The organism is Flavobacterium luteolum (genome assembly GCF_027111275.1).
In the GTDB taxonomy this organism is placed as follows: Bacteria; Bacteroidota; Bacteroidia; order Flavobacteriales; family Flavobacteriaceae; genus Flavobacterium; species Flavobacterium luteolum.
In genome coordinates, this window is the sequence record NZ_CP114286.1 from 2,379,203 (window position 1) to 2,404,390 (window position 25,188).

Annotated in this window: 26 protein-coding genes and 1 tRNA gene; 13 read left to right on the forward strand and 14 right to left on the reverse strand. The window is 33.7% G+C overall.

Annotated features, from left to right (window positions below; translation table 11 throughout):
• The first annotated feature begins 60 nt into the window (after window positions 1-60).
• From OZP10_RS10220 to OZP10_RS10230, 3 genes are all read left to right on the forward strand, one after another.
• Window positions 61-942 (forward strand): LysR substrate-binding domain-containing protein, encoded by an 882-nt coding sequence (locus OZP10_RS10220; protein WP_177211293.1) that lies wholly within the window; start codon window positions 61-63, stop codon window positions 940-942.
• 48 nt (window positions 943-990) lie between these two features.
• A tRNA-Ser gene (locus tag OZP10_RS10225) sits at window positions 991-1,077 on the forward strand.
• Between the two features lie 96 nt (window positions 1,078-1,173).
• Complete coding sequence (locus OZP10_RS10230; protein WP_281634543.1) at window positions 1,174-1,740, forward strand: transposase; 567 nt, start codon at window positions 1,174-1,176, stop codon at window positions 1,738-1,740.
• 60 nt (window positions 1,741-1,800) lie between these two features.
• Here the strand turns inward: OZP10_RS10230 and OZP10_RS10235 are convergent, their stop codons facing one another.
• The 3 genes from OZP10_RS10235 to OZP10_RS10245 all read right to left on the reverse strand — a co-directional run bounded on the left by OZP10_RS10235 (window position 1,801) and on the right by OZP10_RS10245 (window position 4,684).
• The gene (locus OZP10_RS10235; protein ID WP_281634544.1) at window positions 1,801-2,565 is read right to left on the reverse strand and encodes an SGNH/GDSL hydrolase family protein; all 765 of its coding nucleotides are present in this window, start codon (window positions 2,563-2,565) and stop codon (window positions 1,801-1,803) included.
• A gap of 66 nt (window positions 2,566-2,631) precedes the next feature.
• Complete coding sequence (locus OZP10_RS10240) at window positions 2,632-3,414, reverse strand: DUF3050 domain-containing protein (protein WP_177211284.1); 783 nt, start codon at window positions 3,412-3,414, stop codon at window positions 2,632-2,634.
• Between the two features lie 91 nt (window positions 3,415-3,505).
• Complete coding sequence (locus tag OZP10_RS10245) at window positions 3,506-4,684, reverse strand: acyl-CoA dehydrogenase family protein (protein WP_281634545.1); 1,179 nt, start codon at window positions 4,682-4,684, stop codon at window positions 3,506-3,508.
• A gap of 286 nt (window positions 4,685-4,970) precedes the next feature.
• On the opposite strand from OZP10_RS10245, the gene OZP10_RS10250 reads away from it, so the two are divergent.
• A complete protein-coding gene (locus OZP10_RS10250; RefSeq protein WP_281634546.1) occupies window positions 4,971-6,632 on the forward strand; it encodes an AraC family transcriptional regulator in 1,662 nt (553 codons plus the stop codon).
• Between the two features lie 10 nt (window positions 6,633-6,642).
• Here OZP10_RS10250 and OZP10_RS10255 read toward each other — a convergent pair whose 3' ends face one another.
• From OZP10_RS10255 to OZP10_RS10270, 4 genes are read right to left on the reverse strand one after another with little or no spacing between them, the layout of a single operon-like run.
• Window positions 6,643-6,792 carry a hypothetical protein gene (locus tag OZP10_RS10255; protein ID WP_177211279.1) on the reverse strand — a complete coding sequence of 50 codons (150 nt, stop codon included), beginning with the start codon at window positions 6,790-6,792 and terminating at the stop codon, window positions 6,643-6,645.
• A 49-nt stretch (window positions 6,793-6,841) separates the two neighbouring features.
• On the reverse strand, window positions 6,842-6,991 hold the full coding sequence (locus tag OZP10_RS10260; protein WP_177211279.1) for a hypothetical protein: 150 nt from the start codon (window positions 6,989-6,991) through the stop codon (window positions 6,842-6,844).
• A gap of 47 nt (window positions 6,992-7,038) precedes the next feature.
• Window positions 7,039-7,188, reverse strand: a complete 150-nt coding sequence (locus tag OZP10_RS10265; RefSeq protein WP_177211278.1) for a hypothetical protein — start codon at window positions 7,186-7,188, stop codon at window positions 7,039-7,041.
• A gap of 54 nt (window positions 7,189-7,242) precedes the next feature.
• Window positions 7,243-7,392 (reverse strand): hypothetical protein, encoded by a 150-nt coding sequence (locus tag OZP10_RS10270; protein ID WP_281634547.1) that lies wholly within the window; start codon window positions 7,390-7,392, stop codon window positions 7,243-7,245.
• A gap of 587 nt (window positions 7,393-7,979) precedes the next feature.
• Between OZP10_RS10270 and OZP10_RS10275 the strand changes: the two genes are divergently transcribed.
• From OZP10_RS10275 to OZP10_RS10305, 7 genes are all read left to right on the forward strand, one after another.
• On the forward strand, window positions 7,980-9,536 hold the full coding sequence (locus OZP10_RS10275) for a vitamin K epoxide reductase family protein (RefSeq protein WP_281634548.1): 1,557 nt from the start codon (window positions 7,980-7,982) through the stop codon (window positions 9,534-9,536).
• Window positions 9,537-9,599: 63 nt separating this feature from the next.
• The gene (locus OZP10_RS10280) at window positions 9,600-9,782 is read left to right on the forward strand and encodes a hypothetical protein (RefSeq protein WP_281634549.1); all 183 of its coding nucleotides are present in this window, start codon (window positions 9,600-9,602) and stop codon (window positions 9,780-9,782) included.
• Between the two features lie 813 nt (window positions 9,783-10,595).
• Window positions 10,596-10,760, forward strand: a complete 165-nt coding sequence (locus OZP10_RS10285) for a hypothetical protein (protein ID WP_281634550.1) — start codon at window positions 10,596-10,598, stop codon at window positions 10,758-10,760.
• A gap of 140 nt (window positions 10,761-10,900) precedes the next feature.
• Window positions 10,901-13,093 (forward strand): peptidase domain-containing ABC transporter, encoded by a 2,193-nt coding sequence (locus OZP10_RS10290; RefSeq protein ID WP_281634551.1) that lies wholly within the window; start codon window positions 10,901-10,903, stop codon window positions 13,091-13,093.
• Window positions 13,094-13,095: 2 nt separating this feature from the next.
• The gene (locus OZP10_RS10295; protein ID WP_281634552.1) at window positions 13,096-14,391 is read left to right on the forward strand and encodes an HlyD family secretion protein; all 1,296 of its coding nucleotides are present in this window, start codon (window positions 13,096-13,098) and stop codon (window positions 14,389-14,391) included.
• Window positions 14,392-14,429: 38 nt separating this feature from the next.
• Window positions 14,430-16,073, forward strand: coding sequence for a S41 family peptidase (locus tag OZP10_RS10300; protein WP_281634553.1), 1,644 nt, complete (start codon window positions 14,430-14,432; stop codon window positions 16,071-16,073).
• 25 nt (window positions 16,074-16,098) lie between these two features.
• On the forward strand, window positions 16,099-16,482 hold the full coding sequence (locus OZP10_RS10305) for a hypothetical protein (protein WP_281634554.1): 384 nt from the start codon (window positions 16,099-16,101) through the stop codon (window positions 16,480-16,482).
• Between the two features lie 18 nt (window positions 16,483-16,500).
• On the opposite strand, the gene OZP10_RS10310 is transcribed toward OZP10_RS10305, so the two are convergent.
• From OZP10_RS10310 to OZP10_RS10320, 3 genes are all read right to left on the reverse strand, one after another.
• Window positions 16,501-17,208, reverse strand: a complete 708-nt coding sequence (locus OZP10_RS10310; RefSeq protein ID WP_281634555.1) for a tRNA1(Val) (adenine(37)-N6)-methyltransferase — start codon at window positions 17,206-17,208, stop codon at window positions 16,501-16,503.
• Window positions 17,209-17,286: 78 nt separating this feature from the next.
• Entirely contained in the window at window positions 17,287-17,811 is a 525-nt protein-coding gene (gene rimM, locus OZP10_RS10315; RefSeq protein WP_281634556.1) for a ribosome maturation factor RimM, read from the reverse strand.
• A 16-nt stretch (window positions 17,812-17,827) separates the two neighbouring features.
• On the reverse strand, window positions 17,828-18,391 hold the full coding sequence (locus tag OZP10_RS10320) for a 30S ribosomal protein S16 (protein WP_281634557.1): 564 nt from the start codon (window positions 18,389-18,391) through the stop codon (window positions 17,828-17,830).
• Window positions 18,392-18,581: 190 nt separating this feature from the next.
• Between OZP10_RS10320 and OZP10_RS10325 the strand changes: the two genes are divergently transcribed.
• A complete protein-coding gene (locus OZP10_RS10325; RefSeq protein ID WP_281634558.1) occupies window positions 18,582-19,079 on the forward strand; it encodes a DUF6252 domain-containing protein in 498 nt (165 codons plus the stop codon).
• Window positions 19,080-19,192: 113 nt separating this feature from the next.
• Window positions 19,193-19,540, forward strand: a complete 348-nt coding sequence (gene rbp / locus OZP10_RS10330; RefSeq protein WP_177211265.1) for an RNA-binding regulator — start codon at window positions 19,193-19,195, stop codon at window positions 19,538-19,540.
• A 125-nt stretch (window positions 19,541-19,665) separates the two neighbouring features.
• Here rbp and leuB read toward each other — a convergent pair whose 3' ends face one another.
• From leuB to leuC, 4 genes are all read right to left on the reverse strand, one after another.
• Window positions 19,666-20,721, reverse strand: a complete 1,056-nt coding sequence (gene leuB, locus OZP10_RS10335) for a 3-isopropylmalate dehydrogenase (RefSeq protein WP_281634559.1) — start codon at window positions 20,719-20,721, stop codon at window positions 19,666-19,668.
• Between the two features lie 159 nt (window positions 20,722-20,880).
• Window positions 20,881-22,401, reverse strand: a complete 1,521-nt coding sequence (locus tag OZP10_RS10340) for an alpha-isopropylmalate synthase regulatory domain-containing protein (protein WP_281634560.1) — start codon at window positions 22,399-22,401, stop codon at window positions 20,881-20,883.
• A gap of 117 nt (window positions 22,402-22,518) precedes the next feature.
• Window positions 22,519-23,115, reverse strand: coding sequence for a 3-isopropylmalate dehydratase small subunit (leuD, locus tag OZP10_RS10345; RefSeq protein WP_121362564.1), 597 nt, complete (start codon window positions 23,113-23,115; stop codon window positions 22,519-22,521).
• 169 nt (window positions 23,116-23,284) lie between these two features.
• A complete protein-coding gene (gene leuC, locus OZP10_RS10350) occupies window positions 23,285-24,679 on the reverse strand; it encodes a 3-isopropylmalate dehydratase large subunit (RefSeq protein WP_274252114.1) in 1,395 nt (464 codons plus the stop codon).
• Window positions 24,680-25,188 lie beyond the last annotated feature (509 nt).

Here is a 25,188-nt window from a genome sequence, read left to right on the forward strand (position 1 = left end):
TTATGATTTCATTAGAAAAATTAATAATTTTACTGATAATAAGTAGTAAAACTTATCAACATGGAAATCTATCAACTGCAATATTTTATTAAAACGGCTGAGGTTTTGCACTTTACCAAAGCGGCAGAATTGTGTTTTGTGACGCAATCGGGACTTTCACAGCAAATAAAGAAACTCGAAGAAGAATTGGGAATGCCATTGTTTAAGAGAATTGGTAAGAAAGTGCAATTGACAGAAGCTGGTGCAGTTTTCTTGATTCATGCTAAAAAAGTGGTCGAAAACGTCGAAAATGGAAAACAGGCCATTGAAGATTTAAACGAAATGATTGGCGGAGAACTCCGAATAGGTGTAACCTATATTTTCGGATTATTGATTCTGCCTGTTGTAAATGCATTTGCCAAGAGATATCTGAATTTAAGAATTGTTGTAGAATATGGCACAACAGAAGCTTTAGAACAAAAACTCATTAATAATGAATTGGATTTGGTTCTGGTAATTTCATCGCATGAGATTGGACCTCCAATCCAGAAAGTGCCTTTGTTTACCTCAAACATGGTTATGGCGGTTTCAAAATCGAACTCTTTGGCGGAACTAGAAAAAATACCGTTTAAGAGATTAGATGAAGTGCCATTAATTCTTCCAGGAAAAGGTTCCAATTCGCGAGAATACGTTGAATTGCTGTTTGCAAAACACAATATGAATCCGAAAATTTCGATCGAGTTAAATTCGATTCATGCGCTATTGCAAATGGTAGAAAACAGTGATTGGGCAACCATTGTAGCCGAAAAAGCTTTGAAAGGCTGGGAGCATAGTCTTAAAGCTATTCAGATTACAGGTGTAGTAACCAAGCGAGATTCGTTTATGCTGACAATTGGCAGTTATCAAAAGAAAGCAGTAAAATTGTTTATGGAGGAATTTAGAAAAAGTATAAACGAATCTTAATTTTACTTTTTAAACTCGATTTTTTTTGTGTTATTTGCAGACCAAAATAGAAAGGTGTCCGAGTGGTTTAAGGAGCTAGCCTGGAAAGCTAGTATATGGGTAACTGTATCGAGGGTTCGAATCCCTTCCTTTCTGCGAGTTTTTAACTAAAAATAATACCAAACCTCGAAATTCATGTTTCGAGGTTTTTTTATTGAATTTTTCGAAAATAAAAACTCTCTTCTGATAAAAATGTCTCAAAAATTTCAAAATAAATATCGTATTTCATCGGCTCGATTGCAAAATTGGGATTATGGTGAAAATGGTGCTTATTTTATTACGATTTGTACTCAAAACAGAGAGCATTATTTTGGAGAAATCGTTGATACGAAATTTATTGCGTCTGAATTGGGTATTTTGGCAGAAAAATTTTGGTTGGAAATTACTGAACATTTTCCGTATGTGGAATTGGGTAATTTTGTTATCATGCCTAATCACGTACATGGGATTTTGATTATTGATAAAAATGCGTCGGTTTCCGTAGAGACGCGATTAATCGCGTCTCTACCCGAAATGACAAATAAAATAGGTGGTTTTGCCAAAGATAAAAACCCGATGCTACAAGACAATATTTCAAGAATTATAAGATGGTATAAAGGCAGATGTTCTTTTGAAATGAGAAAATTACATTGTGATTTTAGTTGGCAATCGCGTTTTTATGATCATATCATCAGAAATGAAAGATCTTTTGAAAACATTCAAAATTATATAGAGGACAATCCGATGAATTGGAATGAGGATAAATTTTACGGTAAATAAAAATAAAAATAACCCAAAATCGTGATAACGGTAGAGACGCGATTAATCGCGTCTTTACAATTAATCCTGCAAAACCATTTTTACCTTTGGGAACATTCTTTCAACAAACATTTTATAAGCAGTTTCAGAAGGATGAAGACCATCTGAAGCAACTAAGCTTGGGGTGTTTAAGCCTTGTTTTGTAATGTCGGTTATGGAAACGAAAACTACATTTTTTGAAATGCAATAATTCTCAGCAAAAGTGTTGTATTGATTTATTTCGTTGGAGATTTTCATGCGGTTTTCGTCCGTATAATTTGTTGCAAATGGAGTATAAACATAATCTGGAATTGAAAGTACAATCACATTTTTTTTGTCGCCTTTTGCCAATGTAATTGCTTTATCTAATAACAGCGGAAAATCTTTTTCATAAACTGAGAAATCCTGATGTTGGTATTGATTATTTACGCCAATTAAAAGCGTAACGAGATCATAATTTGAATCGGGATTTTGAGTATTTATTGCCGCAATTAAGTCTCTTGTTGCCCAGCCAGTTTGGGCAATTATTTTTAATGAAAAAGTTGTTTCGGGATAAATTGTTTTGAGGCTGGATTTAAGCTGTTCTGGATAACGGCAGGTTTCGCAGACACTTTGTCCAATAGTATAACTGTCGCCTAAAGCGAGATAATTTATCGATGAAGCAATTGGAGTTGTTGGAATTTCTGTTGCTGGGGGCAAGGTAGTTGGCGGTACTGAAGCATTTTCGGAACCTGCTTGCTCAGAACTGCAACTCAATAGGAATATGGAGAGGATAACGATAACTATTTGTTTGAAATGCGTTTTCATAATTTTGGCAAATTTGAGTTGAGAACATTTTAAACAAATAGTTACGTTAAATATTTGGCTTAGGTTTTAAACCATTTCAGTTTTCATCACAATTTCTTCTTCAATAGCGTTCCAAAGTCCGATACGTTTTTCTAAGGCAAGAATTGAAACCTCTTCAACTTCTTTCCATTTTTGAGCATCTTCCTCACATAATTCAGTAATCATTGTCATTGCCATTGGTCCGTGTTCGTCGGCATCTAGTTCGATATGTCTTTCAAAATAATATAACAGTTTTGCTAGATCGCTCTCTGGCAGATTTTTTTGAAAGTTCTTTAAGATTTCCGTAAACATACTCGGAATCAAATCTTCTCTTCCAAAAGTAAATGCAGCGGCAATTTCGTGTGGTTTTCCTTCTTCAATAACTCTAAATGTAAAATCTAAAAAGGCTTTTACATTTGGATGTAAATTACTTTGCTTGATAGCAACAAATATATTGTGAAGAGAATTTACTTCTGATAAGAAGTTTAAAACTCCTGTTGTATCTGCACCGCAGGCTTCCATAGCTTCAAGATACATTTCGTAGTGACTTTGTCTTCTTCCGTCAATACTTAAATCTGTTTCTTCTGCGAGAACAATTTCATTAATTAAATATCTAGTTTCTGGATTTTTTGTAGCAAACCAAGGCGTTGTTGTACAGGTAAGTTTGGCTTGTAACGCTTTTAATAATGACATAAAATCCCAAACAGCAAAAACGTGAGTTTCAAGAAAACTGTGCAGGTCGTCTATATTTTGAATCTTATTGTATAAAGAATGATTTAATAGTTGGTCTTTTTGTGGTTGTATGCTTTTGTTTATCGTTTCGATATTCATTTTTGAAAAAATTTTGATGCAAAGATAAAAAGCTTCTTCGTGAAGAAGAAGCTTTTTAGATTGATTTTGTATATATTTTAATAATTATCAATTATTTAAATGCTGGAATTCCGGTTACATCCATTCCAGTTATCAATAAATGTATATCGTGAGTTCCTTCATAAGTAATCACACTTTCAAGGTTCATCATATGACGCATAATTGAGTACTCGCCTGTGATTCCCATACCTCCAAGCATTTGTCTGGCCTCGCGTGCAATAGTAATGGCCATATTTACATTATTACGTTTTGCCATAGAAATCTGTGCGGTAGTTGCTCTACCTTCATTTCTTAAAACTCCTAATCGCCATGTTAATAATTGTGCTTTTGTGATTTCGGTAATCATTTCTGCCAGTTTTTTCTGCTGTAACTGTGTTCCTCCAATTGGTTTTCCAAACTGAATTCTTTCTTTTGAATATCTTAAAGCGGTATCATAACAATCCATTGCAGCACCAATTGCTCCCCAAGCAATTCCATAACGAGCAGAATCTAAACAGCCAAGCGGAGCACCTAAACCAGATTTGTTTGGTAAAAGGTTTTCTTTAGGAACTTTTACATTATCAAAAATTAATTCCCCTGTTGCAGACGCACGAAGCGACCATTTGTTATGCGTCTCTGGAGTTGTAAATCCTTTCATACCACGCTCAACAATTAAACCATGAATTCGTCCTTCTTCGTTTTTTGCCCAAACAATAGCGATATCAGCAAATGGAGCATTTGAAATCCACATTTTGGCACCATTTAAAAGATAATGATCGCCCATATCTTTAAAATTGGTAATCATACTTCCAGGATCAGACCCATGATCTGGTTCGGTTAAACCAAAACAGCCTATATATTCTCCCGTAGCAAGTTTTGGAAGGTATTTCATTCTTTGTTCTTCGTTTCCATATTTCCAAATAGGATACATTACCAAAGAAGATTGGACAGATGAGGTAGATCTTACACCAGAATCACCTCTTTCTATTTCCTGCATAATTAAACCATAAGAAATTTGGTCTAATCCAGCACCGCCATATTCTACAGGAATATAAGGTCCGAAACCGCCAATTTCGCCTAGACCTTTAATAATTTGTTTAGGAAATTCTGCTTTTTGAGCATATTCTTCAATAATAGGAGAAACTTCTTTTTTAACCCAAGCACGAGCAGATTCGCGAACCAATTTATGTTCGTCTGATAATAAATCGTCTAGGTTAAAATAATCTGGAGATTGAAATAGGTCTGGTTTCATGTTTTTTAATTTTTAGCAAAGCAAATTTACATAATAAAAATATAACAAATACTGGTTAAATTGTTATATTATTTTGTAGTAAAAATAAAATTAATAGGAATTTGGCAAATTAATTGTAGTTTATTGATAATTTATAGACTATTTTTGAATACCAAAAACTAACTTAATGAGGCTGATCATCTCTTTATTTTTTTTACTATTGATATTTTCCAGTGGGACTGCTCAAATCAAAGAGGAGTTCACGGAACAAAGGTACTTAGAATTACAGGATAAAATTCGTTTCAGCATGAATGGTAACTTCGACCAGGGTCTTGAATATGCAGAAGAATTAAAGAAATCCAACAACAATGAACACATAGCATTTGCCTATGGTGCAGGATCATATCTTTATCAATTAAAAAATAATAGGGCTAAAAGTGATGAATGGTTTACCAAGGCATTAGCTTATTATAATAAACTGCCAGAATCTGTTCAAAAAATAAACCTTAGAGCCTACCTATATAATTATAGAGGATTGATAGAATGGAAGAGACGAAACTTTAGTAATGCTCTTACTAATTATCAGGAAGGAATTAAACTCTCTATCAAAACTAATGATGTTATCCAGATTGTAAAGTTTAAAAGTAACATCGCCTTGGTTAATGAAGCTGTGGGTAATTATGAACTTGCCGTTAAAAATCTTAAACAAAACAGTGATTTTTTAGATAAGAATGAAAGTCTTTATGATAAAGACCAATTTCAGAATAGTAGAAGTAACATTTATACCAATCTAGGGAATGTTTACGAAGGTTATTATATGAAGAATCGAAGTAAAGCCTTTTTACTTGATTCGGCCGAATACTTTTACAAAAGGGCGATAACCTATTCTCAAAATTATATGGATAACAAAATGACGGCTACTTTAAGTCTAGGAAACATCTATTTGTTGAAAAAAGATTTTAAAAATGCCGAAAGGTCTTATTTTGATATTGCAATGTATGCGAAACAAAATAATGACGAGGACTATTATAAGACTGCAAATTATAATTTGGGAGATCTTTATTATGCTCAAAAGAAATACGATAAAGCCCTGATATTCCTGAAAAAAGTTGATTCGCTTTATCTTAAGGAGAAGAAAATAGATGTGAGCTATTTTCAATCCAATTATGTCCAGGCCAAAATTTATAATATTCTAAACGAGCCTGAATTGGCTTTTAAGCATTCTAAAATTTATTTAGATTCTTATGAAAAATATGAGGGGCAACTGCGGGAAGAAGCTTTAGAAGTTAATTATAAATTGGGCACTGCAAATCTGAGTGATGAGATGTTGAGCATTCAAGAGAAGTATAAATATGAAGTTTTATGGAATAAAGCCCTAAAAGTCTTCTATGTTATTTTGGTTGTTGGGATTGTATTTTTCTTGATTAAAAATATTAGAGATAAGAATAGAGCTCAGAAAAAAATGAACGCTTTAATTGAAGAGTTTAAAGCTAATCTTGAGAAAAAAGAATCTGAAAAAGCAGAAATTGAAAAAGCACCATTAGAGAAAAACATAGTTTTGGAAGAGTCTCTAGAACTAGAAGATACACAGCTTAAAAAAGAAAATGCAAATCTTAGTATTGATGAGGCTAAAGAAAATAAAATCGTAGAAAAATTATTGGCGCTAGAAGAGAAACTGGAATATCTAAATGCAGATTTTACGCTTTCGTATGTTGCCAAAAAAATTAAAACCAATACAACTTATTTATCCTATGTTGTCAATAAAAGATTCGGAAAATCTTTTGGAGAATATTCAAATGAGTTAAAGATTAATTATGTTATTAATCAGATGATTACAAATCATTTGTATCGTAAATATTCGACTCAGGCAATTGCAGAAAGTGTTGGTTTTAAAAATGCCGTTTCATTTGCAAAATCGTTTCGCAAAAGAACTGGAGTGTCTCCAGCTCAATTTGCGAACAATATTTAAGCTTGAATTATTAACCATTTCCTCCACCATTGGTTTTTATAGGATAGCTTACAACAGGCGGGTCAATAGATTCGTTTTCACCTCCTCTAATAATTCTTTGAGTTTTTTTGTCTATTTTTTCTAGTTCAAAATCTTTGAATGTCAATATTTTAGTTTTCATGATTTAAATTTTTTTAGTTGTTTTTTATACTACATACTTGAAAATAAGATCAGCCGTTTCCTCCGCCATTGGTTTTTATAGGATAACTTACAACAGGCGGGTCAATAGATTCGTTTTCACCTCCTCTAATAATTCTTTGAGTTTTTTTGTCTATTTTTTCTAGTTCAAAATCTTTGAATGTCAATATTTTAGTTTTCATGTCTTAATTTTTAGTTATTTTTTATAATTGAAATCTGTAAATGCAAATCAGCCGTTTCCTCCGCCATTAGTTTTTATAGGATAGCTTACAACAGGCGGATCAATAGGTTCGTCATCACCTCCTCTAATAATTCTTTGAGTTTTCCTGTCTATTTTTTCTGTTTCGAAATCTTTGAATGTCAATATTTTATTTTTCATATCTTTTTTTTTTGGATTACTTTTTTTGGAATTTTTGCTATTTTAAGATTTCTATCAGCCGTTTCCTCCACCATTAGTTTTTATAGGATAGCTTACAACAGGCGGATCAATAGAATCGTTGCCACCTCCTCTAATAATTTTTTGAGTTTTCTTGTCTATTTTTTCTACTTCGAAATCTGCTAATGTGAATATTTTATTCTTCATGTTTTTGAATTTTTTAGTTTATTACTTTGTGCTATTAATCTTTCATATTTGTTTTTTTGCAGTTTTGTCAAATGCGACAAAAAAGCGCTAAAAAATTTGGTTTATGCTAATTCTTTTTTTGGAGTTTTATAGGTCAAAAGCAATAAAAAAATCTAGTTTTATTTGCGAGATAAAACTTTCAAATTAAGATGTTGCTTTTTGTTTTTTAAGGGAGTTTTTCGCTTCCGATTTGAGGCTTTTTTTACTATTAAAGTCGTTTTTTTGAACCTCCTTTTTACGATTTTTTTTCTTGAAAACCGTATGTTTTTTTTGGCCTTATTTTCATGTTTTATGATGTTTAGATTATTACTTATCCAAAACTAGATAAAAAGCAAAACCGTTAATCGAAAATGAGCTTTCTGAGCTTTTTGTTAAAAAAATAACAACACAACTATTTGATAACAAGGTAATTATGTATTGAACTATACTTGGTATAATTTATAAATTGTATGTGGTATAATTAATAAAATGTATGTGTTTATGTGATTTTTATCAATAAAAACCCCAATCTTTGCAGTGTAATTATGATTTAAAAACAATCAAAAACGATGTTAAAACTGGTCCAAAAATTTCTACAAATCAATCGATACTCAGACATCAAAAATGAGTTCAAGGACCTGTTTTTGTCTCATCCAAATTATCCGAGTTTGTTTGCCATTACAGACTCGTTTGATTTGCTTTCGGTAGAGAATGCAGCTGTAAGAGTTTCGAAAGAGCAGATTGAAGATTTGCCTTCAAACTTTTTGGCATATTTTAAAGATGAATTGATATTGGTTGAAAAGATTAAAAGTGGAGTTAGAATCACAACCACAAAAAAAGGAAGCCAAAAATTATCTTATGATAAATTTCTTTTAGACTGGAACGGTGTAATTGTTGCCATTGAACCTAACAATGTAGTAGCAAGAGACAATTTAAAGTTCGAATATAATTGGCTCAAATATTTTTTGCCTTTTGTACTTGTAGCAGGGTTGTCTTTTTATTATAATGGTTTTAACTGGTTTAGTGCATCATTCTTGGTAACATCAGTTCTTGGTTTAATTGTAAGCATATTTATTGTTCAAGAAAAATGGGGAGTTAAAAACACAGTAATTTCAAAATTCTGTAATTTAAGTCCTAATTCTTCTTGTCACTCAGTAATAAGTTTCAACGATGATATTGCAAACAGATGGTTAAGTTTCTCAGATTTGCCATTACTTTTCTTTAGTGCAAGCATCATCGCAATATTAGTTCAGCCTTTAAGCTCTGCTATTTTTGTTGGACTTTTAAGTTTGTTGGCCATTCCAATAATAGTTTGTTCGATTTGGATTCAAAAATTTGAAATTCAAAAATGGTGTGTAATGTGTTTAGCAATATCATTTTTAATATTGGCTCAAAGCATTATTTGGTTTTCATCAGATCTTTTTACATTGAGTTTTAGTTTTAATGAAGTTTTTCCGTATGTATTCTCTTTATTGCTTTTAGTGCCAATTTGGGCAACAGTTAAAGTAATGATTAGAAAAATGCTTGATAACGAGAACTCTCTTAAAGAACTTAAGAAATTTAAAAGAAATTATGCTCTATTGAACTTCTTGTCTAAAAAAGTAAAATACACAAAAGGATTTGAAGATTTAAGAGGCTTGACATTTGGTAATAAAAATGCAGGAGTTAGACTTTCTGTAATTCTTAGTCCAAGCTGCGGACATTGTTACAAAACTTTTCAAGAAGCTTTTGATTTGGTGCTGAAATTTCCAGATAAAATATATTTGAATGTTCTTTTTAATATTAATCCAGAAAACAACGACAATCCTTATAAAGCAGTTGTTGAAAGACTTTTAACTATTAATAGAACAACACCTGGAAAAACGGTAGAAGCGATTTCAGATTGGTACATCAAAAGAATGTTGCACAAGAAATGGCTTAAAAAATGGAATGTTGATTCTGTAAGTATGATGATAAATCAGGAAATTCAGAAGCAATACGATTGGTGCTCTATGAACAATTTTAATTACACACCTATTAAAATTGTAAACGAAAGGCTATTTCCAAATGAATATGAATTGAATGAGTTGAAATATTTCTTAAATGATTACGTAGATGAAGTTCAAGTTTTAGAGAAAATAGCGTAAGATACAGAAGCTTCAACTGTTGAAATAGAAGAGAATAACCCCCGATTAAAAAAACCTGCAGTTATGTTAAAGAACATTTTGAAGTTGAAAAGTGCAGTAGAATTGACTGCGAATGAGCTGAAAACAATAAATGGAGATCATGCTCCTATTTGTGAAGATGGATTTAAAGCTAAAAGATGTACAGAATTTGGAACAGTGCCAGCTTACTGGAACTGCATACCAAATAGTTATGTTGGAAGCTGTTAAAGAAGATTTTTTGAGCATCAAGTTATTTAAGATTTGAGGCTTAAACCAAAAAATGTAAATAGCCAGTTATGTTAGAAAAGATTTTAAAAAGTAAAGAAACAAGAAAGCTGACAAAAAAGGAACAGAAAAACATTTTGGGAAGTGAGTATCTACAAGAACTCAATTGCCATGATAATGCTGTTGAGAAATATGCTACTTGCTAATTTATAATGGTATATAGCAATTTTAAAAAACTATTGCTATATCAAAAGGAATTAATTATGCTAAAGAAGATTTTAAACCTAAAAGGTGCTCATTACATAAATAAAAATGAACAGAAAACCATGAAAGGTGGAATTCCAGAATGTTGGGTTTATGCTTTAGAGGCTGGATGTTTTTTAATACCGCTAGGCGAAACATGCCCTTTAAATACGTCATCGGGTATATGTGACACAAGCCGTCTTTGTTGTTAAGTCAAAAATTATTAACTAATTATAATAATATAAAATAAAGCCTTTTTAAAATTTAGTCATGTTTTTTTTAATTCGTAGGCGCTCGATCGTGGAACATTGAGCAAATTATCCCAACATTGATGATTGGTGTCGGGATTCTCAGGATAATTGGCCACCTGATTAGTTTTATTTGGTTAGGGCTAATCAAGTGCCATATTCCTAGAGGAAATTAAATTACGAATATTTATCGTATTTAAAGTATTAGAGAAGTGAATTTATTTCTCCTTGTTTACAAGAGCTGATAGTTTATCTATAGAGACAGACAGAAACTTCAAATGTCTTAAAATGATTGGAGTGCAAACAAACTAAAAAACAAAAAAGCATGTTAAAGAAAATTCTAAAATTAGAAGGAGCTCAAGAGCTAACTAGAGAACAACAAAGATCAATTAAAGGCGGAATTGCTTGTGGTGCGGGACACCCCCCATGTAAAAGTGGTTTTCATTGCGTTATTCCAGATGGCGGTGAGGGATATTGTAAAAGCAATTAATTGTTATAGTAACTAGGATATAAAAATATCAAAAAAAGCTTTGTTGTTAAAACAAAGCTTTTTTTGATAAAAATAGTTCTGTATAAATATTTTTTTAAGAATTTTTGTATAATATTGCCAAAATTAACCTAAATATAAGATTGAAAAAATTCCCTCATTATAAGCAGGCAGATTTTAAAGACTGTGGCCCCACATGTCTAAAAATTATAGCCAAACATTACGGTAAGACAATCCATATTCAGGATCTTAGAGACTTTAGCGAGACGACCCGCGAGGGAAGCAATCTCCTGTTTCTGAGTGATGCCGCCGAGAAAATCGGTTTTCGGACTTTGGGGGTGAAACTGAGCTTGGAAAGGCTGGAAGAAGCTCCTCTGCCCTGCATTCTGCATTGGAATAAAAACCATTACGTTGTGCTTTATAGAATTAAAAAAGAGACTTACTATGTTTCTGATCCTGCATTTGGGCTGATTGAATACAATACGGAAGATTTTTTAAAATTGTGGATTGGCAGCAATGCCGGCAATGAGACGAAGGAGGGAATTGCGTTGCTGATCGAAGCAACACCTAAATTTTTTCAATCAGATTTTGATAAAGAAGATCGTAAAGGATTGGGTTTTGGAATCTTGTCCCAATACGTGATCCGATACAAATCTTATCTTTTTCAACTAAGCATTGGGCTGTTGGCCGGGAGTTTGCTGCAGCTAATATTTCCTTTTTTAACCCAGAGTATTGTAGATGTCGGAATCCAGAACCAGAATATCCATTTTATTTATCTGATTCTCTTTGCCCAGCTGTTTCTCTTTGCTGGAAGAACAGGTCTAGAGCTCATAAGAAGCTGGATACTGCTTCATCTCTCCACTCGCATTAATATTTCACTGATTTCAGATTTCTTTATCAAGCTAATGAATCTTCCGATTTCTTTTTTTGATGTGCGAATGACAGGTGACATCATGCAGCGTATAAATGACCATCACAGAATCGAAAAAATACTGACCACATCGTCTTTAAATGTGCTTTTTTCTATTATCAACATGTTTGTGCTGGGAGGAGTTCTGGCTTATTTCAATGTAAAGATATTCTTGGTGTTTTTTGCTGGAAGTCTTCTTTATTTTGGCTGGATAAGCATGTTTTTAAAACGGAGGGAGGTTTTAGATTACAAACGTTTTGCGGAAGTTTCCAATGAGCAGGGAAAAGTTATGGAGCTCATTAACGGAATGCAGGAAATTAAGCTTCATAATGCCGAAAAACAGAAACGATGGGGTTGGGAATATGTCCAAGCGAGACTTTTTAGGGTTTCGATAAAAGGACTGGTTTTAGAACAATCGCAAACTATCGGGTCGTCGGTAATAAATGAATTAAAGAATATCTTCATTACTTTTTTATCTGCGAAATTAGTTATCGACGGTTCCATCACGCTGGGGATGATGCTGGCAATTAGTTCGATTGTAGGCAGTTTAAACGGCCCAATTGCGCAGCTTATCCAATTTGTGAGAGAGCTTCAGGATGCTAAAATTTCATTGGCAAGGTTGTCTGAGATTCACGAAAAAGAAGATGAAACGCAGCAGGAAGAGCATCAGTCTCATGATGTCCCTTATGATTCAGATATCGAATTAAAAAATGTCTCCTACAGATATCTAGGTTCAGATATTCCTGTTCTAAATAATTTAACCTTAAAAATTCCAGCCAATAAGGTAACGGCAATTGTCGGAACCAGCGGAAGCGGAAAAACAACGCTCATGAAGTTGCTTCTTAAATTCTATGAACCCGAAAAAGGAGAGATCCTAATTGGAAATTCACAACTTAAAAACATATCGCAGCATGCCTGGAGATCAAGCATTGGGGCTGTAATGCAGGAAGGATTTATTTTTAGCGACACCATAGCCAATAATATTGCATTTGGAGTAGATAAAATTGATAAGGAGCGTCTGGTTTATGCTGCAGATGTGGCAAATATCAGACAGTATATAAGCGAATTGCCATTGGGCTATAACACCAAAATCGGCGCAGAAGGCGTAGGAATGAGCACCGGACAGAAACAACGGATGCTGATTGCTAGGGCAGTATATAAAAATCCTGAAATTCTGTTTTTTGATGAGGCAACGTCAGCTTTGGATGCCAACAATGAAAAAGAAATTATGCAGAAGCTTGATATCTTCTTTAAGAACAAAACCGTGATTGTAATTGCGCACCGATTAAGCACTGTAATGAATGCAGATCAGATTGTGGTTTTGGATAAAGGCAGAATTATTGAAATCGGAAATCATGCTGAGCTGGTTGGACAGAGAGGTAGTTATTTTGAATTGGTTAGAAATCAATTGCAGTTAGGAAATTAATTATGGCAGAAAACAACGATACATTTGAATTAAGAAGCGAAGAGGTTCAGGATATCCTGACCAGAGTGCCGCATTGGATGATACGATGGGGAACTGTTTTAATATTTGCCATTATTATCATGCTGTTTTTTGTTTCCTGGTTTGTCAAATATCCGGATGTCGTGAAAACCGAAATCGTCATTACAACCAATATCCCTCCGGAAAAAATAGTGTCAAAATCTTCTGGGCGCATTGAAGCAATTCTGATCAGGAATAAAATGCTGGTTGAAAAAAATAGCATTTTGGCAATTATTGAAAATACAGCCAATTACAAAGATGTTTTCCTGCTGAAAAAGATTGTTGACGGTTATGATATAAACGGCTCAAAGAAAGAATTTCCTTTTGGACTGTTAAAAAACACACAGTTAGGCGAAATAGAAAGCGCATTTGCAGCATTCCAGAAGGATTATCAGGCTCAGGAACTAAACAAAGACCTGCATCCTTTTCAGGTGGAAAGCAGAGCGCAGCAGTCTGAGAAAATCCAGATAAGCGAAAGGATAGAAATTCTGCAGCAGCAGAAAGTGATAAATGAAAGGGAGCTGGATCTCCAGAAAAATGAAGTGGCCCGATTTGAAACTTTATTCAATAAAGGAATTATATCTGCTCAGGAAATGGAAGCGAAAAAATTGGGTTTTCTTCAAGCGCAGAAGAATTACAGAAGCCTGCTGTCATCAATTTCTCAGCTGAAATCTTCTCTTATTGACAATACAAAATCGAGCCAGAATCTGCAGATAAACAGCACCAAAGAAGAAGTTAATCTCGGACGCAGCGTGTCACAGTCTTTCTATCAGCTGAAAAAAGTGATAAGGGACTGGGAGCTGGCTTATGCGCTAAAATCTTCCATCAGTGGCAAGGTGACTTTTCTGCAGGTCTGGAATGAAAATCAGACTATCAATGTTGGAGATAATGTATTTTCAATAATTCCGGATGCTAAAAACAGTTTTATAGGAAAAGTAAAAGCGCCGGCTCTAAATTCAGGAAAAATTAAAGTGGGGCAGCGCGTCAATATCCGTCTGGCTAATTTCCCTGACAGAGAGTTTGGGGTTTTAAAAGGCGAAATCGAAAACATTTCACTGGTTCCCGATAAAGATGGAAACCTGCTTATAGACGTGGCTCTTCCAGACGGACTGAAAACATCCTATAATAAACAGATTGCCTTTCAACAGGAAATGAAAGGAAGCGCAGAAATTGTAACCGAAGATCTGCGTTTAATCGAAAGAATTCTGTATCAATTTAAGAACATTTTTGAACAAGTTTAATACTAATTTTAACTAACCTAAACCACCCCAAGTTGTCAATGAAAAAAATAGTACTCATTACATTTTTATTCTTATTTCAATACTCTTTTTCAAAACCAATTACAGAAACTCAAAAGTTAGCCACAACCTGCAAAGTTTGGGGGTTTCTAAAATATTATCATCCAAATGTTACCGATGGAAGTAAAAATTGGGATGAACAGCTATTTCAAATTTTGCCAAAAATCGAGGAAGCTCAGACCTCTGAAGCATTTTCTTCAGTGCTAGAAAATTGGATTGTTTCTTTGGGAGAAATTAAAAAACAAGAAACTCTAAAACTCGATGTAAAAAAAGAATATTTTGATAAAAACTTCGACTTGTCGTGGTTTAATAATAAGGAGTTGTTCTCGAAATCACTTTCAAAAAAATTAAAGTTTATTGAAGAAAATAGGAATAAGAATCAGCAATTCTATTATACTTCTAAGCCCTATATAGAAGTAATAAATGAGGTTAAGTACAAGGAATTTAAATGGACGGATAAGAATCTGCGTCTTTTGGCACTCTTTCGTTATTGGAATCAAATGGAATACTTTTTTCCGTATAAATATAAAATGGACCAAAGTTGGGATAGTGTTTTAATAGAAATGATGCCTCGATTTAGCAATCCTGAATCTGAAATGGATTTTGCATTAGCGATGCGTGAAATTTCAATAAAACTAAACGATACGCACGCTTCCACTCAAATGAGGCAGATGTATGATTATTTTGGAGATAAATTTATTACTGCTGATGTAGTTTTTATAGATAATAAAGCGGTTGTTGTTGCTTTAAAAAATGATTCATTAGCTAAAATTGATGATTTTAGAATAGGAGATGTCGTTACAAAAGTTGATGGAAAAGCAGTAGGAGATTTAATCAAGGAAAATTTGAAATATGCGGAAGGCTCTAATATGCCTGCAATTTTAAAAAATATTTATTGGACTGTTTTCAACGGAAAAACAGAATCAATCGAAATCGAATTTATTCGAGACAACACTACTTCTGTTAAAAAAGTTAAACGTTATACCTATTCAAAACTAAGAATCACAAATGCTAAAAATGCAGAGAAATGGAAATTATTGGATGATAGTATTGGGTACGTTGATGTTGAGAGAATAAAAGCAGATGAACTTCCTAGTGTAATGAAGCAATTTGAAAATACAAGAGCAATTGTTTTTGACGCCAGAAAATACCCCCAAGAACCAAATATTGAAGAAGACATAGCACAATATTTATATCCAGGAGAAAAAGCATTTGCAAAATTTATAGATGCAGACTTGACATATCCAGGGAGATATGTTTGGAGAGAAGATCAAAAAACAGGAAAAACAAATGCTGATTATTATAAAGGCAAAGTGATTATTTTGCAAAATGAAAAAACGCAAAGCCATGGTGAGCATTTAGTAATGTGTCTGCAAGCAGCTCCAAATGCCACAATTATTGGCAGTCAGACTTCGGGTGCAGATGGTGGAACATGCAGATTTGAAATTATAAAAGGTTATTCAACCATATTTACAGGTTTTGGAATTTTTTATCCAAACGGAAAAGAAACACAAAGAATTGGTATTATTCCAGATATCGAAGTTAAACCAACAATTTTAGGTATTCAGCAAGGTAAGGACGAAGTTCTTGAAAGAGCAATTCTTTTTGCTAAAAATGGTAAATAATTAAAAATAACAGTAAAAAAATATCATGAAAATAATCATCGTTTTTTGTTTAATATTATTGGGAACTGCTGCTTATTCTCAAAAATTAGATTGCATTAGATTTAAGAATGGAAAGTTTGCGGCTCCAGCTTTTCCAGATGAATACGCTATTCGAAAAGATTCTATTGAAGAAGGTTATTTTGATGGTAAATTGCAAACCGTTTGGAGTGTCAAATGGCTTAGTGATTGTAAACTTGAAAAAGTTTGTATTAAAAATTTAGGAGCTGAGAATGTTAAAATTGGGGATAAAAGTGTAGCAGAAATAATTTATACAGACGATGAATGCGTTACTTATAATATAGTATATTTTAATGAAGAAAACCCGAATGGAATAGATTTTCAAAGAGGATTGTGTCTGCAAAAAGAATAATTTATTTAAAGATATTTTTTACATCTTTAAATAAAAATCTTTAGTCAATTCAATATATTCAGGAGTATAAACGTGTCTGTCGATTTCGATAATAAGTTCGTCGATTTCAATTTCAGGAACTTCATTACGGCTAAAAGCTAATAAACTACGCTTAATTTCCGATTTTGGAGTTCCTTTAACTCTAGTGATTTTTATTGGATAAAGTTCTGATTCTTTTGCTAGGGCAATAAATTTTTCTTCTTCTTTGAAGGGAATAATTAAAGCAAATATTCCGTTTTCTGAAAGTAATAAATCGGCAGCTTCAACCAATTCTTCAAATGGCATTGCGTCTTGAAAACGAGCTAAATCACGTTGCTCACTTTCTGTTTTATAATCTTCTGCATAAAAAGGCGGATTAGAAACAATTAAATCATATTCATCTTCCGGTTCTTCAATAAATTCATCTAAACCAGCGTGAAAGCAGAATAAGCGATCACCCCAAGGGGAACTTTCAAAATTTTCTACCGCTTGTTCGTAAGCGTCTTCATCAATTTCAAGCGCATCAATTTGTTCTGCATGAGTTCGTTGAGCGAGCATTAAAGCAATAATTCCAGTTCCAGCGCCAACATCTAAAATACTAAACGGATTATGATGAATAGGAGCCCAAGCGCCAAGTAAAACACCATCTGTGCCTACTTTCATAGCGGTTTTGTCTTGTTTAACAGAAAATTGCTTAAACTGAAACATAGTAAATTCTAATTTATTATTAAGATTTTGAATTCAGATAAGAGACTGAACACTTAAAAACTGATACTGAACACTAAATTAAAGATACATCTCCACAAGACCTTCAGGAAGATCCATGATTACTTTTTTGTTTTCGCGATCAATTTTAACCAAGAAATGGTCAATCATTGGGATTAGCATTTCAACTTCGCCATTTAAAACTTCGAAAAGTGGCTGAGCAGTAGAATCATTTATCGAAGTTATTTTGCCGAAAATACCAAGACGTTTGTCTTCAATTTCAAAACCAATAACTTCATGATAGTAGAATTTGTTGCCAGTAAGTTTTGGCAGCATAGATAAAGGAAGGAAAACACCGTTTCCGATTAAGGCGTCTGCATCTTCTTCGGTATTAACATCTTCAAAACTAACTCTTAAAAAGTCGTTTTTATGTAAAGAGCTTTTTTCAATAAAAAAAGGAACCAAGTGTTTGTTGTGTTCAACAAACACTGATTCCAGATTTTCGTATAACTCAGGTTCATCCGTGTCTAAATAGACTAAGACTTCACCTTTGAAACTAAATTTTTTAGCGATTTTACCTAAATAAAAACAATCTTCTTTACGCATTATCGCCAAGTAAAAATTATGCTTCAGTTGTTTCGTTATTCTCTTCAGCAGCAGGAGCTTCTTCAGCTTCAACTTCAGCAACTTCTTCAGTAGCCTCAGCAGCTTGTTCAGCGGCAGCAGCTTCAGCTTGTGCAGCAGCAGCATCAGCAACACGTTTAGCGTTGATTTCTTGCTCAGCTTTTAAAGCTTTTGCTTTAGCATCAGCTTTTGCTTTAGATAAACCATCTTTTTTAGCATCAACTTTTCCAGCTTTTGATTCTAACCAAGCAGTTAATTTAGCATCTGCTTGCTCTTGTGTTAAAGCACCTTTACGAACTCCTCCATCAAGGTGGTGTTTCAATAAAGCACCTTTGTAAGAAAGGATAGCTCTTGCAGTATCAGTTGGTTGAGCACCGTTGTGTAACCATTTAACTGCGCTGTCAAGGTTTAACTCAACAGTTGCTGGGTTAGTGTTTGGATTGTAAGTACCGATTTTCTCTAAGTATCTACCATCTCTTTTTGAGCGTGCATCTGCAGCTACTACCCAGTAAAAAGGTTTTCCTTTTTTACCGTGTCTTTGTAATCTAATTTTTACTGACATAATCTAGTGATTAAATTTTGAGGTACTCGACCTCTGTTAATTAAGGGCGCAAAGATATAATTTTTTTATGAAAAACACGTTTTTAAAAGGATTAAATGTATCTGAGTTGTTTTTTTAGCATTTTTTTGACTTTTTAAATTTTAGGGTTTAGCTCTTAATACGATACTTTTGCAGCAAATTCATTTTAAATATGAAAAAATACTTTTGTTTTTTATCACTTTTACTACTAGTTGTATCCTGCACATCAGAGGATGTGACGTCTAATAATAAAGCTTTTCAAGCCTTAAAAGATAATGTTTTTTGGAGAGCACAAGTTTTTCAAGCCAGTATAGAGGCCGATGGGATTTTTACTATTGAAGGTTCTTTAGATTCCGATCAGATAAGATTTCAGATTCCTGAACCAGCTAAGAAAACGTATGTTTTAGGTGTGGATGATGATACGAAAGCTGTTTATAAGAAAACATATAAAGGACAAGAAGCAGAATTTAGTACTGGAACTGGCAAAGGAAATGGAGAAATTATCATTACAGAATATAATTCAATCGACAATACCATTTCGGGCACGTTTAAATTTACGGCGGTTAATGCTGATGCTGATGCTGAAAAACAAACAATTCATTTTTCAGAAGGAGTCTTCTATAAAATTCCTGTAACAGCAGAACATAGCATTGTTGCTGCAAATAATTAAGTTCTGATCGAAGTATTTCTGGTTAAATCAAAATAAAAACTTAAATAAACTCATAACATAGTGGATTAGATAGAAATAAGATTACATTTGCTTATTATTATAAATAAATATCTATGAATATTTTTGTTGGAAGCCTTCCATTCAGTATTGAGGAAGCAGATTTAAGAGAGTCTTTTGAGGCTTATGGAACAGTTGACTCTGTTAAAATTATTACTGATAAATTTACTGGAAGAAGTAAAGGCTTTGGTTTTGTTGAAATGCCAAATGATAATGAGGCTCAAAAAGCTATCGACGAATTGAACGGTGCTGTTGTTGCAGGACGTACAATCGTTGTGAACAAATCTGAGCCAAAACCAGAAGGCGAAAGAAGAAGTTTTAATAACAATCGTGGTGGAAATGACCGCGGTGGTTACGGAAACAACCGTGGTGGAAATGACCGCGGAAACAGAGGAGGATATTAATATTTTTTTTCTAAAATATAAAAGGGATCAACTTTCGTTGATCCCTTTTTTTGTTTCAAGTTTTATTTGTTTCAAGTTTCACGTTCCAACAACCTGAAACTTGAAACCTGAAACAAAATAAACTGTTATACATTCGCAGCTAACCAGTCACCAACTTCTTTAGTGCCGTATGCTTTGCCTCCATTAGCTAAATCTTCTGTAACTACTCCAGCTTCTAAAGCTTTATTTACAGCATCTCTCATCGCTTTTCCTTCTTCCATCAATCCGAAATTTTCGAACATCATGGCAGCAGACAAAATAGTAGCCATTGGGTTAGCAATGTTTAATCCGGTAGCTTGTGGATAAGATCCGTGAATAGGTTCGAATAAAGATACTTCAGCTCCCATAGATGCAGAAGGCATTAATCCCATTGAACCTGAAATTACTGAAGCTTCGTCTGTTAAGATGTCTCCAAATAAGTTTTCAGTAATTAATACGTCATAAGAATTTGGCCATTGAACTAAACGCATTGCAACTGCATCAACAAATTCGTAGCTAACTTCAACTTCTGGATAATCTTTTTCCATTGCCTGAACAGTTTCTCTCCACAAACGTGAAGTTTCCAAAACGTTTGCTTTATCCACGCAACATAATTTTTTAGAACGTGTCATAGCTAATTCAAAACCTTTTTTAGCTAAACGCTGTACTTCGGCTCTTGTGTAAACGCAGTTATCATAAGCTGTATCTCCGTCATCTTTTCTTCCTTTTTCACCAAAGTAAATTCCACCTGTCAATTCTCTTAAGAAAACTAAATCAGTTCCTTCAATTCTTTCTCTTTTTAAAGGAGATTTATCTAATAATGATGGGAAAGTAAAAGTTGGTCTTACATTTGCGAACAAACCTAAAGCTTTACGCATTTTTAGTAAACCTTGTTCTGGCCTTACAGGTGCAGAAGGATCATTATCATATTTAGGGTGTCCGATTGCTCCAAAAAGAACGGCATCGGCATTTTTACAAACTTCGTGTGTTGAATCCGGATAAGGTTCACCTACTGCATCAATTGCAGCTGCTCCAGTTAAAGCTGGTTTCCAAGTAATTTCATGTCCGAACTTTTTTGCAACAGCATCAGATACTTTTACTGCTTCATTTATTACTTCTGGTCCGATTCCGTCGCCGGCTAAAAGGGCTATGTTTAATTTCATTCTATATTTTTTAAAAGGTTCTAAGGTTCTGAGTTGCTAAGCTTCTAAGTTTTTCTTCTTAGTGGCTTAGTTTTTTTTAAAGGTTCTAAGGGTCTGAGTTGCTAAGGGCTTAGGTTAAAGAAAAATCTTAGAACCTCAGAACCTTAGTCTCTTAGCGCCTTAGGTAATTATATTAAGCATTTTTTGCGTTGCAATAATCGCTGCAACGGTTTGATCTGAATCTAATCCTCGGGTTTTGAATTCTTTTCCGTTGTTTGTCCATGTAATAATGGTTTCGCACAACGCATCAGAACTACTTCCCGGTGGGATTCTCACGGCATAATCGATTAATTTTGGAAGCGTAAGTTTCTTGCTTTTGTAAATCTTTGATAAAGCATTCATAAAGGCATCGAACTGACCGTCTCCTTGTGCGTTTTCTTCGATTATTTCTCCGTTTAAATTTAAAGATAAAGTCGTAGATGGGCGCATTCCTTTAGAATGAACTAGCATATAAGAATTTATAGTTATTTTTTCTTCGTAAGTATGACTGTCCAGAACATCCGAAATAATGTATGGAAGATCTTCTTTGGTTACGGTTTCTTTTTTGTCCCCCAATTCGATAATTCTTTGGGTAACCAATTTCAAATCTTCGTTGTTTAATTTTAATCCTAATTCCTGAAGATTTTTTTCAATATTGGCTTTTCCAGAAGTTTTTCCTAGAGCGTATTTTCTTTTTCTTCCAAAACGTTCTGGAAGAAGATCATTAAAATAAAGATTGTTTTTATTGTCTCCGTCAGCATGAATTCCAGCTGTTTGTGTGAAAACATTATCTCCTACAATAGGCTTATTGGCAGGAATTCTATAACCTGTAAAAGTCTCAACAAGTTTACTTACAGAATACAGAGAAGTTTCTTTTACGTTGATGTTTACTTGTGGCAAATAGTCATTAATTACAGCAACAGTACTTTCAAGAGGTGCATTTCCAGCACGTTCTCCCATTCCGTTTACCGTTACGTGAAGTCCGTTGATTCCCGCTTTTACGGCTTCCATGACATTAGCAATGCTTAAGTCGTAGTCATTGTGTGCATGGAAATCAAAGTGAATTTGCGGATATTTTGCTCTGATTTTCGAAATAAATTCAAAAGTCAGAGAAGGAATTAAAACTCCTAAAGTATCTGGAAGTAAAACTCTTTTGATTGGTTGTGTTGCTAAGAAATCCAAAAATTGAAATACATAATCAGGAGAATTTCGCATTCCGTTGCTCCAGTCTTCCAGATAAACATTGGTTTCTATATTGTTTTCTTTAGCTAAAGCAATGATTTGAGCGATTTCAGAAAAATGCTGTTCTGGAGTTTTCTTTAATTGATGCGTTAAGTGATTCATTGAACCTTTGGTCAATAAATTCTGTACTTTGGCACCAGCTTTTTTCATCCAGTCAATTGAAACGCCTCCGTCAACAAATGTCAGAACTTCGATTCTGTCAATGTAACCACGTTCTTCAGCCCATGAAGTAATGCCTTTTACGGCTTGAAACTCTCCTTCGCTCACGCGGGCAGAAGCAATCTCGATTCTATCAATATTTAATTCCTCCAGCAACAATTGCGCAATGGTCAGTTTTTCTGCAGCAGAAAATGAAACTCCAGATGTTTGTTCACCATCACGAAGTGTCGTATCCATTATTTCAATTTTTCTTTTTTCCATATTGATAATCTATATTTCTTTTAATTTCGAAATGATAGCAGGTTTGTATTATTAATTTAGAAAGACCCGACTGGTTTTTAAAGCCTGCCGGGTCTAATAGACTGAATGATATTTCTATTAGTACGGAAGTTTATCGGCGAAAGCCTTAATATCTTCCTTCATGTTTTGTAAATAATCAATATCGTCAAAACCATTAATCATGTTATTTTTTTTGTAACCATTAATAGCAAATGATTCTTGCTCACCAGTTGATAATAAAGTAATCGTTTGGTTTGGAAGATTGATTTCTAATTCTGTATTTGGATCAGCTTCGATAGCTTTGAAAATATTTGCTAAAAATTCAGGGCTGATTTGTACTGGCAAAACACCAATATTTAAACAGTTTCCTTTGAAGATATCTGCAAAGAAACTAGAAACTACAGCACGGAATCCGTAATCGTAAACTGCCCAAGCAGCGTGCTCTCTAGAAGATCCTGAACCGAAGTTTTTTCCTCCAACAAGAATTTTTCCACTGTAAGTTGGGTTATTTAAAACGAAATCAGCTTTTGGAGTGTCGTCTCCGTTATATCTCCAATCTCTAAAAAGGTTGTCTCCAAAACCTTCACGTTTTGTAGCTTTTAAGAAACGAGCAGGAATGATTTGATCTGTATCTACGTTCTCAATTGGCAGTGGCACTGCACTGCTGGTAAGTATATTAAATTTATCGTATGCCATTTGATTTTTGATTTTAGATTAACGATTTCTGATTTTAGATTTGTTGTTGTGTCTTAAAATTGTAATCGTTAATGTTTTTTGTAAAATGTAAATTGAAATTTTAGAAGATTTTTTAATGAAGCGTATCGAAATCTGAAATCAAAAATCGTTAATCTTCATTCTTAAATCTTTAAAAAAGCTCTCTCGGATCTGTTAGTTTTCCTGTAACAGCAGCTGCAGCAGCCATAATTGGACTTGCTAAAAGCGTTCTTGATCCAGGACCTTGACGGCCTTCAAAGTTTCTGTTTGAAGTACTTACTGCATATTTTCCAGCCGGAACTTTATCATCGTTCATTGCTAAACAAGCAGAACAACCCGGCTGACGTAATACGAAACCAGCTTCAGTCAAAATATCTAAAATACCTTCTTCTTTAATCTGCGCTTCAACAACGTGAGAACCAGGAACTAACCAAGCTGTAACATTATCTGCTTTTTTTCTTCCTTTTACGATTTCAGCAAAAGCTCTAAAATCTTCAATACGTCCGTTTGTACAACTTCCTAAGAAAACGTAATCAATTTGTTTCCCAATCATTACATCGTCTTCGTGGAAGCCCATGTAAGCCAAAGATTTTTTGTAAGTTTCCTCACCACCTTCAACTTCTTTTGCACTTGGGATATGTTTTGTGATACCAATTCCCATTCCTGGGTTAGTACCATAAGTAATCATTGGTTCAATGTCTTCAGCTTTGATGTTTAATTCAGCATCAAATACAGCATCAGCATCAGTTTTTAGCGTTTTCCAGTATTCAACAGCTTTAGTCCAAGCTTCTCCTTTTGGAGCATAAAGTCTTCCTTCAAGGAAATCAAAAGTAGTTTGGTCAGGAGCAATCATTCCTCCACGAGCACCCATTTCGATACTTAAATTACAAACTGTCATACGGCCTTCCATAGTCATGTTTTCAAAAACATCACCAGCATATTCAACAAAATAACCTGTACCTCCAGAAGTAGTTAATTGAGCGATAATATAAAGCGCAACGTCTTTTGGACCAACACCTTTGCTTAATTTACCGTTTACGTTAATACGCATTTTCTTTGGTTTTGGCTGCATAATACATTGAGTAGAAAGCACCATCTCAACCTCAGATGTTCCGATACCAAAAGCGATAGCTCCAAAAGCACCGTGAGTAGACGTATGCGAATCCCCGCATACAATAGTAGCACCTGGCAAAGTAATTCCGTTTTCAGGACCTACTACGTGTACAATTCCATTTTTTTGGTGACCTAATCCCCAGTGCGAAATTCCGTATTCGTTAGCGTTGTCTTCAAGAGCTTGAAGCTGATTAGCAGAAAGCGGATCTTGAACTGGTAAATGTTGGTTTATGGTTGGTGTATTGTGGTCGGCAGTTGCAAAAGTACGTTCCGGATATAATACGTTAACGCCTCTTGATTTTAATCCTAAAAAAGCAACAGGACTCGTAACTTCATGAATGAAATGGCGGTCAATAAAAAACACATCTGGTCCATCTTCAATTTTACGCACAACATGTGAATCCCATACTTTGTCAAATAATGTCTTACTCATTTTTTATTTTTTTTAATTGTAATTTCTATAACCACAGCAATTTCCTGTTCATTATAATAGCAAAACAAAAGTAAAAAAAGATAAAAAAGCGTCAATTTCAATATTTCATTATATACGATACCCAAACTAAATTACAAATTGCCAAATGGCTTTTGCAAACTAAAATTTGAAAGAAAAATGATTAAGAAACTGATTTAGCTTTTCTTTTTCGGCTTTAATTTTTCTTGTTTGTTTTTTGTTTTAATAGTTTGCAAATTTATCTCAAAATCAATATAAAATATAAGAATTTGTTTGAAAAAATCTAACAAAATGAATAAAAATAGTAATAATTGTTAGTTTTGATTTCTTTGTAAAAAGTATAGTTTTTAGGTTTTTTAAAGCTTTTAAAGGAGTTTTTTTGGTGTTATTTAGATTCAATAAAACACAAAAATACTACGACATCCAAGAGGTGTATTTTTATGAAATTTTATGATTTTTTAAGGCCGAAATTGATTTTTTGAAGACAATAA

Excerpts from the sequence above, each read along its gene's own strand:
- OZP10_RS10260 (WP_177211279.1), bottom strand. The coding sequence starts at position 6,991 with ATGAAAACTAAAATATTGACATTCAAAGATTTTGAACTAGAAAAAATA.
- OZP10_RS10230 (WP_281634543.1), top strand. The coding sequence starts at position 1,174 with ATGTCTCAAAAATTTCAAAATAAATATCGTATTTCATCGGCTCGATTG.
- OZP10_RS10275 (WP_281634548.1), top strand. The coding sequence starts at position 7,980 with ATGTTAAAACTGGTCCAAAAATTTCTACAAATCAATCGATACTCAGAC.
- OZP10_RS10305 (WP_281634554.1), top strand. The coding sequence starts at position 16,099 with ATGAAAATAATCATCGTTTTTTGTTTAATATTATTGGGAACTGCTGCT.
- OZP10_RS10320 (WP_281634557.1), bottom strand. The coding sequence starts at position 18,391 with ATGTCAGTAAAAATTAGATTACAAAGACACGGTAAAAAAGGAAAACCT.
- OZP10_RS10285 (WP_281634550.1), top strand. The coding sequence starts at position 10,596 with ATGTTAAAGAAAATTCTAAAATTAGAAGGAGCTCAAGAGCTAACTAGA.
- OZP10_RS10270 (WP_281634547.1), bottom strand. The coding sequence starts at position 7,392 with ATGAAGAATAAAATATTCACATTAGCAGATTTCGAAGTAGAAAAAATA.
- OZP10_RS10240 (WP_177211284.1), bottom strand. The coding sequence starts at position 3,414 with ATGAATATCGAAACGATAAACAAAAGCATACAACCACAAAAAGACCAA.
- OZP10_RS10265 (WP_177211278.1), bottom strand. The coding sequence starts at position 7,188 with ATGAAAAATAAAATATTGACATTCAAAGATTTCGAAACAGAAAAAATA.
- leuB (WP_281634559.1), bottom strand. The coding sequence starts at position 20,721 with ATGAAATTAAACATAGCCCTTTTAGCCGGCGACGGAATCGGACCAGAA.
- OZP10_RS10250 (WP_281634546.1), top strand. The coding sequence starts at position 4,971 with ATGAATGGTAACTTCGACCAGGGTCTTGAATATGCAGAAGAATTAAAG.
- OZP10_RS10280 (WP_281634549.1), top strand. The coding sequence starts at position 9,600 with ATGTTAAAGAACATTTTGAAGTTGAAAAGTGCAGTAGAATTGACTGCG.
- OZP10_RS10220 (WP_177211293.1), top strand. The coding sequence starts at position 61 with ATGGAAATCTATCAACTGCAATATTTTATTAAAACGGCTGAGGTTTTG.
- OZP10_RS10295 (WP_281634552.1), top strand. The coding sequence starts at position 13,096 with ATGGCAGAAAACAACGATACATTTGAATTAAGAAGCGAAGAGGTTCAG.
- leuD (WP_121362564.1), bottom strand. The coding sequence starts at position 23,115 with ATGGCATACGATAAATTTAATATACTTACCAGCAGTGCAGTGCCACTG.
- OZP10_RS10325 (WP_281634558.1), top strand. The coding sequence starts at position 18,582 with ATGAAAAAATACTTTTGTTTTTTATCACTTTTACTACTAGTTGTATCC.
- OZP10_RS10245 (WP_281634545.1), bottom strand. The coding sequence starts at position 4,684 with ATGAAACCAGACCTATTTCAATCTCCAGATTATTTTAACCTAGACGAT.
- leuC (WP_274252114.1), bottom strand. The coding sequence starts at position 24,679 with ATGAGTAAGACATTATTTGACAAAGTATGGGATTCACATGTTGTGCGT.
- OZP10_RS10235 (WP_281634544.1), bottom strand. The coding sequence starts at position 2,565 with ATGAAAACGCATTTCAAACAAATAGTTATCGTTATCCTCTCCATATTC.
- rbp (WP_177211265.1), top strand. The coding sequence starts at position 19,193 with ATGAATATTTTTGTTGGAAGCCTTCCATTCAGTATTGAGGAAGCAGAT.
- OZP10_RS10340 (WP_281634560.1), bottom strand. The coding sequence starts at position 22,401 with ATGGAAAAAAGAAAAATTGAAATAATGGATACGACACTTCGTGATGGT.
- OZP10_RS10310 (WP_281634555.1), bottom strand. The coding sequence starts at position 17,208 with ATGTTTCAGTTTAAGCAATTTTCTGTTAAACAAGACAAAACCGCTATG.
- OZP10_RS10300 (WP_281634553.1), top strand. The coding sequence starts at position 14,430 with ATGAAAAAAATAGTACTCATTACATTTTTATTCTTATTTCAATACTCT.
- rimM (WP_281634556.1), bottom strand. The coding sequence starts at position 17,811 with ATGCGTAAAGAAGATTGTTTTTATTTAGGTAAAATCGCTAAAAAATTT.
- OZP10_RS10255 (WP_177211279.1), bottom strand. The coding sequence starts at position 6,792 with ATGAAAACTAAAATATTGACATTCAAAGATTTTGAACTAGAAAAAATA.